The sequence below is a fragment of the Lacticaseibacillus suihuaensis genome (assembly GCF_054785075.1).
Genome location: NZ_BAAGBJ010000005.1, coordinates 107,209 through 123,969 on the forward strand (window position 1 = coordinate 107,209; position 16,761 = coordinate 123,969).

The 16,761-nt window shown below is 64.0% G+C and carries 12 protein-coding genes; 10 read left to right on the forward strand and 2 right to left on the reverse strand.

The window, feature by feature from the left end:
• Positions 1–861: 861 nt before the first annotated feature.
• Both ACYVRZ_RS06135 and lepB read left to right on the forward strand, forming a co-directional pair.
• Entirely contained in the window at positions 862–2,250 is a 1,389-nt protein-coding gene (locus ACYVRZ_RS06135; protein ID WP_461225668.1) for an MATE family efflux transporter, read from the forward strand.
• Complete coding sequence (lepB, locus tag ACYVRZ_RS06140; RefSeq protein WP_461225670.1) at positions 2,247–2,855, forward strand: signal peptidase I; 609 nt, start codon at positions 2,247–2,249, stop codon at positions 2,853–2,855. The genes ACYVRZ_RS06135 and lepB overlap by 4 nt, the downstream gene beginning before the upstream one ends.
• A gap of 65 nt (positions 2,856–2,920) precedes the next feature.
• On the opposite strand, the gene ACYVRZ_RS06145 is transcribed toward lepB, so the two are convergent.
• A complete protein-coding gene (locus tag ACYVRZ_RS06145) occupies positions 2,921–3,838 on the reverse strand; it encodes an aldo/keto reductase (protein ID WP_461225672.1) in 918 nt (305 codons plus the stop codon).
• 337 nt (positions 3,839–4,175) lie between these two features.
• Between ACYVRZ_RS06145 and ACYVRZ_RS06150 the strand changes: the two genes are divergently transcribed.
• From ACYVRZ_RS06150 to ACYVRZ_RS06165, 4 genes are all read left to right on the forward strand, one after another.
• Positions 4,176–5,705: a Ppx/GppA phosphatase family protein gene (locus ACYVRZ_RS06150; RefSeq protein ID WP_461225674.1), complete on the forward strand. Its 1,530-nt coding sequence runs from the start codon at positions 4,176–4,178 to the stop codon at positions 5,703–5,705.
• Positions 5,705–7,879: an RNA degradosome polyphosphate kinase gene (locus tag ACYVRZ_RS06155; protein WP_461225676.1), complete on the forward strand. Its 2,175-nt coding sequence runs from the start codon at positions 5,705–5,707 to the stop codon at positions 7,877–7,879. Before ACYVRZ_RS06150 ends, ACYVRZ_RS06155 begins: the two co-directional genes overlap by 1 nt.
• Positions 7,876–8,805: a Ppx/GppA phosphatase family protein gene (locus tag ACYVRZ_RS06160; RefSeq protein ID WP_461225678.1), complete on the forward strand. Its 930-nt coding sequence runs from the start codon at positions 7,876–7,878 to the stop codon at positions 8,803–8,805. Before ACYVRZ_RS06155 ends, ACYVRZ_RS06160 begins: the two co-directional genes overlap by 4 nt.
• 151 nt (positions 8,806–8,956) lie before the next feature.
• Positions 8,957–9,937 (forward strand): DUF1002 domain-containing protein, encoded by a 981-nt coding sequence (locus ACYVRZ_RS06165; protein WP_461225680.1) that lies wholly within the window; start codon positions 8,957–8,959, stop codon positions 9,935–9,937.
• Between the two features lie 83 nt (positions 9,938–10,020).
• Here the strand turns inward: ACYVRZ_RS06165 and ACYVRZ_RS06170 are convergent, their stop codons facing one another.
• On the reverse strand, positions 10,021–10,548 hold the full coding sequence (locus tag ACYVRZ_RS06170; protein ID WP_262315659.1) for a dihydrofolate reductase family protein: 528 nt from the start codon (positions 10,546–10,548) through the stop codon (positions 10,021–10,023).
• A 137-nt stretch (positions 10,549–10,685) separates the two neighbouring features.
• Here ACYVRZ_RS06170 and ACYVRZ_RS06175 point away from each other — a divergent pair, with 137 nt between their 5' ends.
• From ACYVRZ_RS06175 to gltX, 4 genes are all read left to right on the forward strand, one after another.
• Complete coding sequence (locus ACYVRZ_RS06175; RefSeq protein ID WP_461225682.1) at positions 10,686–12,131, forward strand: M20/M25/M40 family metallo-hydrolase; 1,446 nt, start codon at positions 10,686–10,688, stop codon at positions 12,129–12,131.
• A 160-nt stretch (positions 12,132–12,291) separates the two neighbouring features.
• Complete coding sequence (locus ACYVRZ_RS06180) at positions 12,292–13,278, forward strand: N(4)-(beta-N-acetylglucosaminyl)-L-asparaginase (RefSeq protein ID WP_461225684.1); 987 nt, start codon at positions 12,292–12,294, stop codon at positions 13,276–13,278.
• 136 nt (positions 13,279–13,414) lie between these two features.
• A complete protein-coding gene (locus tag ACYVRZ_RS06185; protein WP_461225686.1) occupies positions 13,415–14,674 on the forward strand; it encodes a PTS sugar transporter subunit IIC in 1,260 nt (419 codons plus the stop codon).
• Positions 14,675–14,779: 105 nt separating this feature from the next.
• The gene (gltX, locus tag ACYVRZ_RS06190) at positions 14,780–16,270 is read left to right on the forward strand and encodes a glutamate--tRNA ligase (protein ID WP_461225688.1); all 1,491 of its coding nucleotides are present in this window, start codon (positions 14,780–14,782) and stop codon (positions 16,268–16,270) included.
• The last annotated feature ends 491 nt before the right edge of the window (positions 16,271–16,761 follow it).

A 16,761-nucleotide genomic window follows, 5' to 3' on the forward strand; every position in this document is an offset into this window, starting at 1 on the left:
GACCCGCACTTAGCCCCAAGTGACGCGGCGTAGCTAGCCGCTCCCGCGTTGCTCGGCGGAGCTCGACGACCCGGAGCCAAGCCGAGCGTATTTAGCGGGACGGGGAAAATCGCGCCTGCAGCGTGAGCATAAAATTTGACGGCCAAATTGGCAGGGCTTACACTAGACTCAGATGATTGTCAACGGGCAGGGAAAACGCCGCGGCCGCAGCGCTTGCAACTCTACTGCTTAGGGGGAAGGTCCGGGACATAAGCATTCCCAGTACCCCCACCCATGCCATGCCGAACCAGGCAACAACGTCGACGTTTTCGTGCAACGGCCTCCTCCGATTGAGGCCGACCACCAGGGTGTGGACCACCATCCGCCTGCCGCACAGTCCGGTGCCTACTCGCTTGCGAGGTAGCTGCGGCACCGACTGACAGGGGGCTTGTCCCAAGGTACCGCGCAGCAATGCGGTTGACGGGGGACGACAGCACAAGGACGCAAGTGATTAGCAAGAAGACCGAGGCTGCCGCGGATTTCACGTCTGCGGTGGCTTCGGCGCGTCCGGCACAAGCGATTGTGCCGGGCGTTTTTTTTGTGCGATTGCGAAGTCGTGGTGCGGTGGCATTTGCCCCCTAGAACGGCTCAGCGGTTGGGTATCCGCCCTAGACCACCCCGCCAGCCGCCAATCACCAGCCGGCCGCCCCGCGGCCGGTGTCGTCCTTGCGGCAGCGCCACCAACCGCCTAGCCGCGCGACAATTGCAATCTTTTTGGCGGCAGGGGGTCCCTTGGTTCGGTCAAGTGTGATAAGGTGTACCGAGAATCGAATCTTTCAGGCGAGGCAAGACCTCGCGACGTCACACACAGGAGGGCAAGCGTTGCGTACTTTGACCAAGGGGAACCCCCTTAAGCTGGTATTCTTCTTCACCATTCCGCTGCTGATTGGGAACGTCTTTCAGCAGCTTTACAGTTTCATGGACGCCTTGATCGTCGGTCGCACCATCGGCAAGGCGGCGCTGGCCGCGGTCGGCGCGACCGGCAGCGTCAACTTCTTGATCATCGGCTTTGCCCAAGGCACCACGGCGGGGCTGTCCGTGCTGACGGCGCAGGCCTACGGGGCCAGGGACGCCAAGGCGGTGCGGAAAAGCTTCGGCACCAGCGTCTGGATTACGCTTGGAATCTCTTTGCTGTTGACCGTGCTGGCCGCCGGGCTGACCCGGCCGATCCTGACTTTGATGCAGACGCCGCCGGAGATTTTGAACGACTCGGTGGCCTTCATCCGGGTGATTTTCTACGGCATCATCGCGGCGATGGCGTTCAACCTGCTGTCCAACATGATGCGTGCCCTCGGCGACTCGCGAACGCCGCTGTTTTTCCTGATCATCGCGACCATCATCAACATTGCGCTGGAGTTCCTCTTCATCTTGGGCTTTCACTGGGGCGTGGCCGGTGCCGGCTGGGCGACGGTGACGGCGCAGGTGGTCTCGGCCATCCTGTGTTGGGTCTACATTAAAAAGAAAATCCCGATGCTGAACCTGCGGCGCGAGGACCTCGCCATCGACTGGCACGAGATCAAGCACCACCTGGTGGTCGGCCTGCCGATGGGCTTTTCCATGTCGATCATCGCCATCGGCTCCGTCATCCTGCAGGTGATGCTCAACACCTTGGGCACCAACGCCGTGGCGGCCTACACCGCGGCGGGGCGGATCGATCAGCTCGCCACGCTGCCGGCGTCGTCCTTCGGGGTGGCGATGGCGACCTACGCGGCCCAAAACCTCGGGGCCCGGGAGTACGGCCGCATTCGCCAGGGCGTCCACCAGACGCTGGCCTTGAACGTCGGTATTTCCGCGGCCCTCGGGGCGCTCATCATCGTGTTCGGCAAGCCTCTGGTCAACCTGTTTCTCGGCCCGAACCAGCCGGCGGTCACCGCGCTTGCGCAGACTTATTTCCACTACAACGCCAGCATGTACTGGCTGCTCGCGATTCTGTTCACGATGCGCAACCTGTTGCAGGGGCTGGGCCACACGCTGGTGCCGACCGTCGCCGGGTTCTTCGAGCTGGCGATGCGGGCCTTCGCCGGCATCGTGCTGGTCGGCCAGTTCGGCTTCGCCGGCGCCTCGATGGCCAACCCGCTGGCCTGGATCGGCTCCGTCTGCGTGTTGATCACGATGTACTTCCGCACGATGCGAACCATTAGGCAAAAAGAGGACGCGCAGCGCGGCGCCTTGGAAGCGGGTCTAGACGACCGCCCCGAGGCGCGACCGTGACGGACAAGAAGGCCTGGCGGCAGCTGATTGCCCTCCTGCGCCTGATGGGGGTTTTGATTCTGGTCACCCTGGTGATTCTGGGCGGCCAGGCGCTGCTGGGTCATTTTCTCACCAACAACGTGATCGACGGCACCTCGATGGAGCCGACGCTGCACCCCGGCGACCGCGTGGTGGCGGTGCGACGCGCGACCATCAAGCGCAACGATATCGTGATTTTGCACGGGCCGGATGACCCGGACCGCACCTACATCAAGCGGGTGATCGGCCTGCCCGGCGACTTCGTTTGGGTCAAAAACGAGCGGCTGTACATCAACGGCAAGCAGGTCGCCCAGCCGTACCTGAAGGCCAAGTTCATGGCCGCCTCGGTGCGGCTTTGGGCCAAGCAGCAGCACGTGACCACCAGCGGCCACTTCACCGATGACTTCACACTGGCCACCCTGAAGGCGACCCACCGCGCCACCGTGCCGGCCGGCGCCTACTTCGTGATGGGCGACAACCGCCGCGTGTCTTACGACAGCCGCAACTTCGGCTTCGTGACCCAAGCCGGCATCATCGGCGTCGTCAAGTGGCGCTACTGGCCACTGAACAAGGTGCAGACGTGGTAGAGCTGACCGGACCAAAAAAGAGCCTCAGCGGCAGCTGAGGCTCTTTTGATGCCTGGTTCCAACCATCACGGCAGGTCGTTGCCGGCCGCGAAGTACAGGTCGTACCACTCCTGCGCCTTGAACCGGATGTTGCCGGCCTCGGCGATTTCTTGGATGCGGTGGGCGTTGGTGGTGCCGGCAATCACCTGGGTGCCAGGCACCCGCACCAGCCAGGCGGAGGCAATCGCGTTCTTGTTGGTGTGGTAGGCGTCGGCCAGCTCCTGCAGCTTGGCATTGAGCTTCGGGAACTTCGGCGAGTCGATGAAGACGCCTTCGAAGAACCCGTACTGGTAAGGGCTCCAAGCCTGAATCGTCATGTTGTGCAGGCGGCTGTATTCGAGGATGCCGCCGTCGTGGTCAATGGAGCGGTCGTCGGTCATGTTGACGTGGATGCCCGAGTCGATCATGCCGGTGTGCATCAGGGAGAACTGGAGCTGGTTGGCGACCAGCGGCTGGCTTACGGCCGACTTCAGCAGCTCAATCTGGCTTGGGTTGCAGTTGGACACGCCAAAACTGCGAACCTTGCCGCTGTTGTGCAGCTCGTCGAAGGCAGACGCGACCTCTTCGGGCTCGAACAAGGCGTCCGGCCGGTGCAGCAGCAGCACGTCGAGGTAATCGACGCCCAGGCGCTGCAGGCTGCCGTCGACGGCCTCGATGATGTGGTCGTGGGACCAGTCGTAACGCTGACCCGACACGATGCCGGCCTTGCTTTGGACGATGACGTCCTCGCGCTTGAAGTTGGCGCTCTTCAGCGCCTGGCCGAACAAGGTCTCGGACTTGCCGTCGCCGTAGATGTCGGCGTTGTCAAAGAAGTTGATGCCGGCGTCGTGGGACGCTTCCAGCAGGTTGGTGGCGCCGGCCAAGTCGAGGCCGGTGATGCGCATCACGCCCAGCGCGATGGCGGATACCTTCAGGCCGCTTTGGCCCAGGTCGATCATTTTCATAAGTTATCACCTCGCGGCTAGCGTAGCACAACGTGAAAACGGGTGCAAGACGCCGGTGGCGCAGGTTGCGGCGGCCGCCACCAAAAGTTGTGATGCCCCGACCACTCAAGTCACCCGGCCGGTCAGGCGCTGCAACGACCTCGCCGAACGCGGTCGCGACCGGGCCACGCTCGGTGGGGCCCGGCGACCGTCAGTGGCCGCTCAGCGTCACCGGTTGCCCAACAGCGCCAGTGGCCGCTCAGCGTAGGTGGTCGCCCAACAGCGCCGGGCGTCACCTGGGGCCGACGCACGGCGGCAATGCGTGGTAGAATGGCTTTAGTTAGATAGGAGGGGCAATATGGCAGCGACTGAGCAGGGCTTTGTGGTGATTGGCGCCCAAAGCACACTTTTTAGCATCACGAACCTTCGCACCATGGAGACAATCGAGCGGGGGCAGTACCCGGTGGCAATCGGCGAGGACATCTTCGCCACGCACCAGATCGAGCCGGACACGGTCGACACGCTGGTGGCCGCCTTGGCCGCCATCGCGCGGGTCTTCGCCGATTACGGCGTGACCAAGCTGTCGGTGGTCGGCTCGCACAGCTTCTACGAGGCGCATAACGCGCAGTTCGTGCGGGATCAGATTCTCAGCCGCACCGGCTGGCAGCTGCAGCCCCTGACACTGTCTCAGGAGTCGTTTTACCGCACCCAGGCGGTGCTGGCGAAGTTCCCGAACTTCGAGGCGGTGACCCAAGACGGGACGCTGTTGATCGACATCTCCAGCGGTTCGGTGGAACTGACCGCCTTCACCCAAGGCGAGTTCGGCTTCTCGCGCAACCTGTCGATCGGACCGCTGCGCGTGTTTGAGGTGATGAGCGATCTGCAGCGCAGCGTTCCCAATTACGTGGCGGTGATGCGCGATTACATCGATTCGCGGCTGGTCGACTTCATGCGCCTGCTGCCCAAAGACATTCACTACCCGAACCTGGTGCTGATGGGCAGCGCCTTGTCGATGTTTGAGACCCTGATTCCCACCGGCGACGTGACGGTGGAAACCGATTCGGAGGGGTTGGCCTTGATCTACCACGAGGTCACCCACGCCTCCGATCAGTACCTGAGCGACCAGTACGACCTGACGCCGACGCAAACGGCGCAGGTGCTGCCGACGGTGCTTTTGGTTTACCGCCTGGTGCAGGTGCTCAAGTCGTCGCGGCTTTGGATCTCCAACCTCAAGCTGATCGACGGGCTTGAGATCAACACCGCCGTCGCCGCCAACAGCCCGGCGGTGACCATCGACCCGACCAAGGAAATCCTAATCTCGGCCCAAAACCTGTCGGAGCGCTACCAGGTCGACATCAAGCACCGCGACTCGACGGTGACCTTCGCCTTGCAGCTGTTTGATCGGCTGCGCCGCCTCCACGGGCTGGTCCGGCGCGAGCGGCTGTTGCTGCAGATTGCGGCGACGGTCAACGACATCGGCAGCTACGTCGACACCCACAAGCACTACGAACACTCCGATTACATCATTCAGGCCTCCGAGCTGATGGGGCTGACCGCCGCCGAGCAGCGCATGGTCGCGACCATCGCGCGGTACCACTCGAGCGACACGCCGCAGACCGACCTGTCGGATCTGCGCGAGCTCAACTCCAGGCGGCGGCTGGTGATCGCCAAGCTCTCGGCGCTGCTGCGGGTGGCCGATTCGCTGGACGCCTCCCGCCAGCAGAAAATCCAAAAGATCCGCGTGTCGGTGCAGCCGACGCGGGTGCTTTTGTCGGCCACGGCCAACGACGACGTGGCGCTTGAGAAGTGGACGCTGCGGCGCAAGGGCCAGTTCTTCGCCGCGGTGTTCGGGCTGCCGATCGAACTGAAAGGAAGGACGCGCGTCTAATGGCAAAGCAAGCGACTTACACCGACCCCAAGTACTACACCAACCGGGAGCTGTCCTGGCTGGCCTTCAACGACCGGGTGCTGGAAGAGGCCCGGGACCACAACAACCCGCTGCTGGAGCGGGTGCGGTTTTTGGGCATCACCCAAAGCAACCTGGACGAGTTCTTCAACGTCCGGGTCGCCTCACTGCGCAAAATGGTCGCGGTGGCCTACAACACGCCGGACGCGGCGGGGATGACCCCGGCGACGCAGCTGCAACACATCGCCAAGGCCGCCCACGCGATGGTGGAAAAGCAGTACACCACCTGGTCGCGGTCGCTGGTGCCCAAGCTCGAGGAGCTTGATATTCGCCTCAAAGGCTTCGCAGACCTCACGCCCAAGCAGCACGAGTTCGTCTCCGAGTACTTCCACCAGGAGCTGTACCCGGTGCTGACCCCGATGGGCGTCGACCCGACGCGGCCGTTTCCTTTTTTGGCCAACAACTCGCTGAACCTGGCGATTCGCCTGCAGCGGCCGGACGGCGACGACGACAAGGCGCGGGGCTTTGCGACCGTGCAGGTGCCGGATGTCTTCCCGCGGGTGCTGCGGCTGCCCGATGCCGAAAATGATTTCATTTTGCTTGAAAACGTGGTGCAGGCCTACGTCGGCGAGCTGTTCGTCGGCGCCACGGTGCAGGAAACCGCGATTTTTCGCGTCACCCGCGACATGGACCTGGACGTGGCCGAAGAGGACGCGTCGGACCTGATGAAGGAGATTCAGTCCCAGCTCAAAAAGCGCCAGCGCGGCAAGGTGATGCGCCTTGAAATCGACGCGGGGATGAGCAAGTACTTGCGCAAGCACCTCGAAAAGGGCCTGGAGGTTCGCGCCGCCGCCGACGTCTACGAGATCAAGGGCCCGATCGACCTGAACGTGATGAGCAAGCTGGTCAAGCAGGTGCAGGGTCACCCCGACCTGCTGTTCTCGCCGTTCACGCCGTACGTCGACCGCAAGCTGATCGAAGGCAACATCTTCGAGGCGATCGCCAAGCGCGACATCCTGGTGCAACACCCCTACGACGCCTTCACGCCGGTGGTCGAATTCATCCACCAGGCCGCGACGGACCCGCAGGTGCTGGCGGTGAAAATGACGCTGTACCGCGTATCCTCCAAGTCGCCGATCATCCGCTACCTCAAGCAGGCCGCCGAGAACGGCAAGCAGGTCACCGTCTTGGTCGAGCTCAAGGCGAGATTCGACGAGGAGAACAACGTCCACTGGGCCCAGGAGCTGGAACGCGCCGGCTGCCACGTGATCTACGGGCTGGTCGGGCTCAAGACCCACAGCAAGCTGGCGCTGGTGGTGCGGCGCGAGGAAACCGGTATCCGCCGCTACATGCACATGGCGACCGGTAACTACAACGACGTGACCGCCAACGTCTACACCGACCTCGGGCTGTTCACGGCCAACGCCGAAATGGGCGCCGACGCCTCGAACATTTTCAACATGCTGTCGGGCTTCTCCGAACCCGCCTACTTCAACCAACTGGTGATCGCGCCGCTGGGCATCCGCGACTTTCTCTACGAGCGCATCGAAGAGGAGTGCCAAAACGCCAAGGCCGGCCGGCCGGCGCTGATTCGCATGAAGATGAACTCGCTGTCGGACGCCGGCATGATCGCCGCCTTGTACCGCGCGGCGGCCTGCGGGGTCAAGGTCGAGCTGATCGTTCGCGGCATCACCAATCTCAAGGTCGGCATCCCCGGCGTTTCCGAGAACATCGAGGTTCACTCGATCGTCGGCCGCTACCTCGAGCACTCGCGCATCTACTACTTCTACGCCGGCGGGGCCGAGAACCTGTACCTGAGCTCGGCCGACCTGATGAAGCGCAACCTGTCGCGGCGCGTCGAGCTGCTGTTCCCAATTCTGCAACCGGACATCCACCAGCGCGTCTGCGACATTTTCGACACGCTGTGGGCCGATAACGTCAAGACCCGGGTGCTGATGCCGGACGATTCGTGGGAACGCATCGACTTGCGCGGCCAGACCAAGCAAAACGCCCAGGCGACCTTCATGGCCGAGGCGGTGGCCAAGACCATCAAGGAGGCCAAGGCCGAAGACGCGGCCGAAAAGGTCGGCGACGTCCAAAACACGCGGCGCTTCACGCCGATGCAGGCGCCGGACAGTGAGGAGGAAGACGAATGAGGCATTACGGTGTGATCGACCTGGGTTCCAACTCGGCGCGGCTGTCGGTGTGGGCCCTGGACCAAGACGCGGCGCCGCGGCAGGTCCTGAAGCTCAAGGAAATGGTGCGGCTGTCCGAAGGCATGGGTAGCACCTTGACCCTGCAGCCGGCGGCCATCGCCCGGACGCTCGCGGCCCTCAAGGCCTTCGTGACGGCGGCTGGCGCCTACCCGGACCTGACGCTTGAGGCCTTCGCGACGGCGGCCACCCGCCAAGCGGTCAACCAAAAGGACTTCCTGCGCCAGGTGCAGCAGGCCTGCAACCTGACCATTACGGTGATTCCCGGCACCCGCGAGGCGGAGCTGGATTACCTCGGCGTGATCAACACGCTGCCGATCCAAAACGCCTTGATCATGGACACCGGCGGCGCCTCAACGGAGCTGGTGCTGGTGCAAAACCGCAAGCTGCAGCACCGCATCTCGCTGCCGGTCGGCTCGGTCAACCTGACGGAGCGGTACCTGAACCACAACCTGATCACGGCGGCGGAGCTGTTCGCCCTGATCTCCGAGTTCAACCGGGTCCTCAACTCGATTTGGTGGCTGAGAAAAGCGCTGAACCTGCCGGTGGTCGCCTTGGGCGGCTCCAACCGCACCCTGGCCAAGATCCAGCGGCGCAAGGAGCAGGCGGTCAACTTCGAGGACATCCACGGCTACCGCATGGCGACCAGCGCCGCCAACACGATTTTTGAAGACATCCTGACCAAGGACCTGGAGGGGCGCAAGGCGATTCCCGGCCTGGCCAAGGAACGCGCCGACATCATCGTCGGCGGCCTGATTCCGGTGATCACCATGATCCGCTACCTGGACTCCGACCGCCTGACCTTCTCCCAAAACGGCCTGCGCGAAGGCGCCTTGTACGCCTACCTCAACGCGCATGAGCAGGGCTAGGCCAGGCACCGACTAAAGCAGCGACTCCCACCTGGGGCCGCTGTTTTGCGTTGCAATCGAGAAGTTTTGGTTAAGTCCCGGGGCCAATTGCGGCGCATTGGCGGCGGGTCTGCTACACTGGGCTAAACAGACTGAGATTGGAGCGTTCAGCATGAAAAAATGGCTCATCACACTAACGGCGGTGGCGGCCCTGGCCACCGCGGCAATTACGGCCGCCAAGCCGGTGTCTGCCGCCGAAAGCTTTCAGCCGGTGGCGACGCTTGGTACCAGCCTGACGACGGCTCAAAAGACCGGGACGCTCAGCACCTTGAAAGGCGCCGCCGGCCTGGACACGGTGAGCGAGCTGACCGTGACCGGCGACACCTTGGTCAAGTACCTGAACCCGTCCGGCGCAAGCTTCACCAGCGCCAGCGGCGTCTGGTCCAGCGCCTTGGTGCAAAAAACCAGCGACGGTGGCATCAACGTCAAAATCGTGCCGTACAACAACGTGAACAACATCACGACCATCACCGCCGACCAGTACCGCAACGCGGCCCTGACCGCCGGGGTGACCAACGCGAACCTGTACATCACAAGCGCCGTCAAGATCGATGGCTCCGGCGCCTTGGCCGGCGTTTACGCCGCGTTCGCCCAGAACGGCCAGACCCTCAACGCCAGCCAGATCGACGCGGCGCAAAGCGAGGTCAACACGCTGTCGGGCATCACCGCCGAGAACAAGGACAAGGACGGCTACACCGACAAGCAGCTCAACAACGCCGTCGCCGGCATGAAAAAGGACATGGCCAGCCAAAGCAACAGCGGCGAGCAGACCTTGTCGCAGAATCAGATCGGCAACATCGTCGATTCGCAGCTCAAGGTCAACAACCTGACCAACATCATCAACAACAACCAACGCACTCAGATCATCAACCTGCTGGTGAAGATTCAAAGCTCCGGCGCCTTGAAGTCCAGCGACTTCAAGGCCCAGGCCCAAAAGCTCGCGACCAGCATTCAGGACTCGGCCAAGAGCCTGTTTTCCAAGCTCTCCAGCCTGAACACCCAGGAGAACCGCAACTTCCTGCAAAAGGTCTGGGACTCCATCGTCTCGTTCTTCAAGGCAATCGCCGACTGGGTCACCGGCCTGTTCAATTAAGCCACAAAAAATCGCACCGTCGCCCGACAAGGGTGGCGGTGCGATTTTGCGTTATCGGTTTGAAACCGGGTCCTCGGTGCGAGCTAATCCAGCGCGTAGGTCAGGGTGACGAACTGGTCGTGCTGCACGGCGTTGGTCAGCCGCAGCGGCACGTCGGCCAGGTTCGTCGAGACTAGGCTGACGCCGGAGCCCAGCAGGACCGGGGCGACGGTGATGATCAGCTCGTCGATCAGCTTTTCCTTCAGCAGGTCGGTGAAAATGTCGGCGCCGCCGACCAGCCAGATGTCCTTGCCCTTCTTGGCCTTGAGCTGCCGCACGAACTGCGGAATGTTGCCGGCCACGACTGAGGTCGGGTCGTCGGTGTCGTGCAGCGTGGTGGAGAAGACGTAACTTTCCTTGTCTTGGTACGGGTAGACCCCGGCCAGCCGCAGCGCCCGTTGGTAGGTCTTGCGCCCCATCAAAACGGTGTCGATTGTCTGGTAGAAGTCTTGGTAGGCTTGGTCGGCCGCGCTCGAGTTCAGCTTGCTCAGGAAGCTGGTGGAACCGTCTTCCTCGGCGATGAAACCGTCTAAGCTCTCAGATAAATACAGGATCACTTTTCGTTCAGTCATTCTGCCACCCTCTTTTCGTTGATACGTTCATTATATCACAGAGGAAAGCGCTAACACGGCCGAATGTGAAAGTTTATGAGCGCTTGCCAATTCGGGGCCGGTCCCGCTAGAATGGACAGGACAACGGAGGTGCGAACATGATCGATTGGACAGCATTGGATGCAGCCGTCACGCGGCGGCTGCCGGAGTTCGAGACGGCCCTCGCGGTGCTGGTTGCGGTACCCAGCGTTGCCGGTGAGCCGGCGCCCCACGCGCCGTTCGGCCAGGCGCCGCGGCGGGTGCTGGCCGTCGCCTGCGAGCTGGCCGCAGCCGCCGGGTTCTCGGCGCGGGTGGTCGCAGACGTCGCCGCCGAGGTGACCTGGGGACCGGAAGCGGCCGCAATCCCGGCAGCCAACGCGCCGGCCGCCGCAGCGGGTGACCCAGGGGCGGCGGGGACCGTGCCGGCGACTCCGGCCGGGACCCCAGGTGGGGCCTCGGCCCAAACCGAACCGCCGGCTACCGCCGCGACCCCGGCGGCCGAAGGTGACATCGGTATTTTCGGCCACCTGGACGTGGTGGCGGCGGGGGCGGACTGGCACAGTGACCCGTTTGCGCTGACCGAACGCGCCGGGCGCTACTACGGCCGCGGGGTTTTGGACAACAAGGGGCCGGCCTGGGCCTGCCTCTTTGCGATGCGGCTGCTCAAGGACGCCGGCTTCACGCCGCGGCGGCGGGTGCGGCTGGTGCTGGGATCGGACGAGGAAAGCGGCAGCCGCGACATGCCGCGGTACCTGGCGGCGGCCGGGGCCCCGGCGTTCGGCTGGACGCCGGACTGCAAGTTCCCGGTGGTGTACGGCGAACGCGGCATCGTCAACTACCGCATCGACACGCCAATCGTTGACGGCAGCCTGGCCGCGCTGACCGCCGTGAGCGGCGACACCGACCGCGGTCACGTGCCGGCGGTGATGCGTGCGACCCTGGCCGGGCGACTTCTTGAGGCTCACGGCCACCGGTCGCCGAGCAACGCCCCGGAGCTGGGCGACAACGCGCTGACCAAGCTGGCTCAGGCGGTCGCCCCGGTGGCCACCGGAGAGCTTTCCGCCTACTTCGGCTGGCTGGGCGGCCTGCACGGCCAGCACCACGGTGAGGGGCTCGGCATCGTTTTTCACGACGCGGCCAGCGGCAGCCTGATTCAAACACCGTACAAGCTGACCCGCACGGCGACGGGGCTGGCGCTTGAGCTGGCGGTGCGGTACCCGGTCAGCGTCACCGAGTCGCAGGTCACCGCCGGGCTGGCCGCGGCGGTGCCGCTCGGCAGTCGCGTGACCGTGACTCGGTCGCTGCCTGGCACCCGCCACGACCCGCTGGATCCGCGCATCCAGGCGCTGTCTGCGGCCTACCAGGCGGTGACCGGCGAAGCCGCGGCGCCGGTCACCACCACCGGCGCGACCTACGCCCGGGCGGTGCCCAACATCGTCGCGTTCGGCCCGTCCTTTCCGGGGCAAAAAGGCATCGCCCACAAGGAAGACGAGTGGCTGGCCAAGGCCGACTTGATCGCCTGCGTTCGCATTTACGCTCGGGCCATCGCCGCGGTCAGCGGCTGACCGGCTGGCGGCGGTTGGCTTGCGCGGATTGGCGGCCTTGCACCGGTGGCCGGCTTCGCACTGGTGGCCCGGTGCCGCCGCGGTGGTCCGGTCAGCGACCGCAAACTTGGCGGGGCGAGCGGCGGCGGTGCATAATAGGTGTAACTGGTAAACAGAAAGGATGACGCACATGACTTGGGGAACGATTGCAACGTGGCGGATGGCACATGAAGGCGTGGTCAAGGCCAGCGAGCTGCTGGCGCAAGACGCAAGCGCCGGCGACGCGGTGGAGGCCTTGATCAACCTGGTGGAGGCTTACCCTTACTACAAAAGCGTGGGCTTTGGCGGCTTGCCCAACGAGGAAGGCGTCGTCGAAATGGACGCGGCCTTCATGGACGGCGACACGCTGGCGCAAGGCGCCGTGGCCGGCATCCACAACGTGATGCATGCCGTGTCCGTCGCCCGGGCGTTGAGCGCCGAGCATTACAACAGCTTTCGCGTCGGTGCCGGGGCGACCAAGTTCGCCCAGCTGCAGGGTTTTGAGATGACCAACATGCTGACGCCTCGCGCCAAGCAGGTCTGGCTCAATCGGCTGGCCGAGATGCGCGACCAGGACCTCAACCCCTACGACGGCCACGACACGGTCGGCGCCATCACGCTGAACAAGCAGGGCTCGATGGCCGCGGCCACCTCGACTTCGGGCCTGTTCATGAAAAAGGCCGGCCGGGTGGGGGACTCGCCGCTGTCCGGCTCCGGCTACTACGTCGACTCGACCATCGGCGGCGCGGCGGCCACCGGCCTGGGCGAGGACATTATGAAGGGCTGTCTGGCCTACGAAATCGTCCGGCGCATGGGTGAGGGGCAGACCCCGCAGCAGGCCTGCGATGCGGCGGTGTACCCGTTCATCGCAAAGCTTCGCCGTCGCTACGGCAAGGCCGGTGAGTTCTCGCTGATCGCGATGAACAACCAAGGCGCGTGGGGCGTGGCGACCAACGTCGAGTTCACCTTCAGCGTGGCGACCCAGGGCGACCCGGCCCGGATCCTGCTGGCCAACCCCGGCCCCGACCAGACCACAATCATCGAGCCGATTACGCAGGCCTGGCTGGACGCCTACGAAAAGCGGATCAAGGCGCCGGTGCCGGGCTTGACCGACCAAGCGCAGAACTGACGCCGAGGGCCTGACGCCGCGAAGAACCGCGACCGGTGTTGACCGCACCGCGGCAGCGGACGACACGCCCCCCGCAGTTGGGTATCCAGTCGTGATGCGCCGGCGGTCCCCCACGACAAGACTTTGGAGAACGCAGATGATGGAGAAACTTGAGAAGCGGCTGGCGCCGCTGGGCGGCGTCGCCGACTGGCTGGTGCTGCGCTCGTTGCGAGACGGCCTGGCGGCGGTGGTGCCGTGGGTTGCGACCCTGTCCTTGGTGCTGCTGGTGGTCGACCTGCCGCTGCCGGGATGGGACGCCTTTTGGCAGCAGCTGCCGGGTCCCGCCTGGCACGAGTGGGCCAACGTGGCGATGCACGGCGCCAGCACCCTGATGGGCCTGGCGCTGGCCGTGGCGGTCGGGGCCAGCCACGCGCGAAACCGCGGATTGCGGCCGGCGGTCGGCGCGGTGGCCGGGGGCCTGGCGCTGACGATTCTGACGCTGCCGGCGAAGCCGACCGCCTGGGACGCTACCGCTCAGGCCCAGGGGCTGGGGACCAGCGGCCTGTTCTTGGGCATTCTGGTCGGACTGGCGGCGGCCGAGTCGCTGGCCTGGCTGAGCCGGCACCCGTGGCCGCGCCGGCTGCCGGACGCGGTGCCGCCGGCCGTCGCGCAGTCTTTGAGTGAGCTGGTGCCCGGGGTGGTGCTGGTCGCGCTCTGTGCCGGGCTGCGGCTGGCCGCCGACGCCTGGTGGCCGCCGCTGGCCCGGCTGGCTTACACCTGGGTGCAAGGACCGCTGTTGGCCCTGGCCGACACCATGCCGGCGCAACTGCTGTACACCGGGTTGTCCAGCCTGCTGTGGAGCCTGGGCATCAACGGGCCGGCGGTAGTCAACGCCGTGTGGTCGCCGCTTGGGCTGGGGCTGAGCTTGGACAACCTGCAGGCCTTCGCCGCCGGGCTGCCGCTGCCGCACATCTACACCCAGTCGTTCATCGACTTCTTCACCACGTACGGCGGCGGGGGCTCCACGCTGTCGTTGGCGCTGGTGCTCTTGGTGGTTGGCAACGCCGAGCTGCGCCGCACCGGCCGGCTGGCGCTGGCCCCGGGGCTGTTTGGCATCAATGAGCCGCTGCTGTTCGGGCTGCCGATCGTGCTGGAGCCCTTGCTGGCCGTGCCATTCGTGCTGGTGCCGCTGCTCAACGTCGCGGTGTCCGGCGCCGCCTTTCACCTCGGCTGGGTGCCGCGGCCCAACGGGGTGATGCTGCCTTGGACCACGCCGCCCTTGGTGTCCGGGTGGCTGGCGACGGGCTCCTGGCGCGGCGCCGCCTTGCAGCTGCTCGAGCTTGCGCTGGGCGCCGCCGTCTACGCGCCGTTCGTGCGGCGGCTGGCCGCGCGGCGAGCGACCACCGGCGAGGGGTGAGCAAAGCCTGCCCTCGGGGCCGCAACTCTGGCATTTTCGCCCCCATCTATGAGGGATTGTGGTACACTAGCAATGCATTGTTAAAACAAATGGAGGCGTCATGCATTGACAGATCGACCAATTCGGGTGCGGTATGCACCAAGTCCAACCGGGCACTTACACATCGGCAACGCGCGTACTGCGCTGTTCAACTACCTGTTCGCGCGTCACAACAACGGGACCATGGTGCTGCGCATCGAAGACACCGACACCAAGCGCAACATCGCGGATGGTGAAAAGAGTCAGATCGAAAACCTGCACTGGCTTGGCATCGATTGGGATGAAGGTCCCGACAAGGGCGGCGACTTCGGCCCTTACCGCCAATCCGAGCGCAAGGACATCTACCTCAAGTACGTCAACCAGCTGCTGGCGGAAGGCAAGGCTTACGAGTCTTACAAGACCGAAGAGGAGCTGCAGGCCGACCGTGAAGCTCAGCAGGCTAACCACGAGATGCCGCACTACGTCTACGAGTACGAAGGGCTGAGCGAGGCAGAAAAGCAGGCCAAAATCGACGCGGCCAAGGCCAAGGGCCTGACCCCGGTCATTCGCTTCCACATTCCGGCCGACAAGACCTACGAGTGGCAAGACATCGTCAAGGGCGACATCTCCATCGACGGCAACACCATCGGCGGCGACTTCGTAATCCTGAAGCGCGACGGCATGCCGACCTACAACTTCGCCGTGGTCATCGACGACCACCTGATGGAGATCACGCACGTGCTGCGCGGCGACGACCACATCGCCAACACCCCTAAGCAGATGGCGGTTTATGACGCTTTTGGTTGGGAGGCCCCGGTCTTCGGCCACATGACGCTGATCATCAACGGCGCCACGGGCAAAAAGCTGTCCAAGCGTGACGAGAACGTGCTGCAGTTCATCGAGCAGTACCGCGAGCTCGGCTACCTGCCGACCGCGATGTTCAACTTCATCACGCTGCTCGGCTGGTCGCCGAAGGGTGAAGACGAGATTTTCACCAAGAAGGAATTCATCAAGCTCTTCGACGAACACCGCTTGAGCAAGTCCCCGGCGCGGTTCGACCAAAAGAAGCTGGAATGGGTCAACAACCAGTACGTCAAGAAGACCGACCCGTCCGAGCTCGCCGCCTTGGCCCTGTCCAACCTGATCGAGGCCGGCCGCATCGCCAAGGATCCGGACCCCAAGACCATCGAGTGGACCCGCCAGATGATCAGCCTCTACATCCCGCAGATGAGCTACACCGCCCAGATCACGGATATGTCGAGCATCTTCTTCGACGACCGTGACAGCCTGACCGAAGACGAGCTCAAGGAGCTCGCAGACGACAACGCGCTGCCGGTGATCAAGGCCGTGGCTGAGAAGCTGCACCACCTGGACACCTTCGCGGCCTACTTCGTCAACGAGCTGGTCAATTCGGTACGGCTTTCAAGCGGCGTGAAGGGCCGCAAGCTCTACATGCCGATCCGTATCGCCACCACCCGCCACATGCACGGGCCGCAACTGGCCGAGACCATCGAGCTGATGGGTCGCGACAAGGTGCTGGCCAACATCGACAAGACGATTGCCGAAATGACCAAGTAGCCCCGCTGCCGCCGTCTTCCGCTCAGGAAGGCGGCGGTTTTTGAGTTGGCGCCAGGCGACTGGTGCGGGGCGCCAAGGCCGACCAGTCACCTCTGGGACCGTGGTGACGGGCATCGCGACAGTCTTTTTTTAGCAGGGGTGAGCGTGACCGTAATTTTTGGGCGGGTTAGGTTGGAAAAGCCGCGTGGTTGTGGGATTCGCACAGTGATTTTTAGGCGCCAACCGGTCGCGCGATGCGTGTGAGCTCAATTGCTTGACGCCTAATTGGTCCGGTGTTAAGCTACGTACGAATGATTGTTCAAGTGCGGGGATGGCGCTGTGGCCGCAGCGCCTGCCTCTCTGCCGCATAGGGGAACGATCCGGAGCGCAAGCGCATCTAGTACCCAACCCATGCCAAGCCGCAGTGTCGTGCCACACGGCTTTCAAACTCAAGAGTTTTAGTGCAACCCCTTCAACTTAGGAGGAGATACCAGGGCATAGGATTTCACCAA

Coding starts and splice junctions, on each gene's coding strand:
- ACYVRZ_RS06145 (WP_461225672.1), bottom strand. CDS start 3,838: ATGAAAATGATCGACCTGGGCCAAAGCGGCCTGAAGGTATCCGCCATC.
- ACYVRZ_RS06150 (WP_461225674.1), top strand. CDS start 4,176: ATGGCAGCGACTGAGCAGGGCTTTGTGGTGATTGGCGCCCAAAGCACA.
- ACYVRZ_RS06155 (WP_461225676.1), top strand. CDS start 5,705: ATGGCAAAGCAAGCGACTTACACCGACCCCAAGTACTACACCAACCGG.
- ACYVRZ_RS06160 (WP_461225678.1), top strand. CDS start 7,876: ATGAGGCATTACGGTGTGATCGACCTGGGTTCCAACTCGGCGCGGCTG.
- ACYVRZ_RS06165 (WP_461225680.1), top strand. CDS start 8,957: ATGAAAAAATGGCTCATCACACTAACGGCGGTGGCGGCCCTGGCCACC.
- ACYVRZ_RS06170 (WP_262315659.1), bottom strand. CDS start 10,548: ATGACTGAACGAAAAGTGATCCTGTATTTATCTGAGAGCTTAGACGGT.
- ACYVRZ_RS06175 (WP_461225682.1), top strand. CDS start 10,686: ATGATCGATTGGACAGCATTGGATGCAGCCGTCACGCGGCGGCTGCCG.
- ACYVRZ_RS06180 (WP_461225684.1), top strand. CDS start 12,292: ATGACGCACATGACTTGGGGAACGATTGCAACGTGGCGGATGGCACAT.
- ACYVRZ_RS06185 (WP_461225686.1), top strand. CDS start 13,415: ATGATGGAGAAACTTGAGAAGCGGCTGGCGCCGCTGGGCGGCGTCGCC.